The sequence below is a fragment of the Planotetraspora phitsanulokensis genome, assembly GCF_016863295.1.
GTDB lineage: Bacteria > Actinomycetota > Actinomycetes > Streptosporangiales > Streptosporangiaceae > Planotetraspora > Planotetraspora phitsanulokensis.
Genome location: NZ_BOOP01000089.1, coordinates 1 through 892, shown reverse-complemented (window position 1 = coordinate 892; position 892 = coordinate 1). Strand labels below are relative to the sequence as shown.

Sequence of the window (892 nt, the reverse complement as noted above, 5' to 3'; positions counted from 1 at the left end):
GCGCACGCTCCTCGTCCGAGGGGGAGAGACGGGACCCATGGTCAATTCGAGCGAGGTGGGCTCAGGTCGCAGTGCTCGCAGCAGCGCTCTCGGCGAGAGCTGGCATCGAATGGCTGTTCGGCAGCAAGCCCGCCAGAAGGTATGCGGAGCGAAGGGCCGGCGTCCGGATGCAGCATCGCTCACTCATAAATGCGAGTGGCGCGCTCTGTCGCGCGTAGCACTGCTTCGGGAGCGTAGTCGGCCAGTTGGCCGGGGGAGTAGCGGACATGGTGCAGGATCCCGGTGAACGGGAACGCGCCATGGCGCTCGTGCACCGGCCACGACACGGGGCCGCGCCGATCGATCCCCACGTCGATCCCAGTGAACGGCGCCATCCCCACCAACATCGCCACCTCGTCGAGCATCCCCACCTGTCGGCCGTCGGCCGACAGCTCCACCGCCCAGCGGAACTTCGGCAGCGCTGTCAGTCGTAGCCGTACGGTGTGCGCGCCAGGCGTGAGCGGTCCGCCGTCGATGTCGTGCAGCCGCCCGTACTCGTTGTAGACGGCCCACAGCCGGTCGTCGTCCACGTAGACGAGGTAGCCGCCGCCCTGGTCACCATGCGCGACCAGCACCCCGGTCGCTCCAGATGCGGGGATCTCCAGGCTGATGTCGATGTCCACGTCACGTAGACCGACCAGTTTGCTCGACCGGTAGCGCTCCAGCGTCGGGGTGCCCGGATAGAGGGTCACGGGCCTGCTCAGCCGTTCCTCGTCCGGCCGGCGGCGCGCGTCCAACACGCCGGAGGAGTCTGCGAGCGGGAAGACCGTGTTGGCCCAGGCCGCCTGCTCCCAGGCGGCCGCCAGTTCCTTGACGAGCTCAGGTCTTTCGGCGGCGACGTCGTTGATTTCGG

Annotated in this window: 1 pseudogene; it reads right to left on the bottom strand. The window is 68.3% G+C overall.

Going from position 1 to position 892, the window contains the following annotated elements:
- Nucleotides 1-179: 179 nt before the first annotated feature.
- Nucleotides 180-892: pseudogene (locus Pph01_RS42500) on the bottom strand (arylsulfatase); the annotation flags it as partial.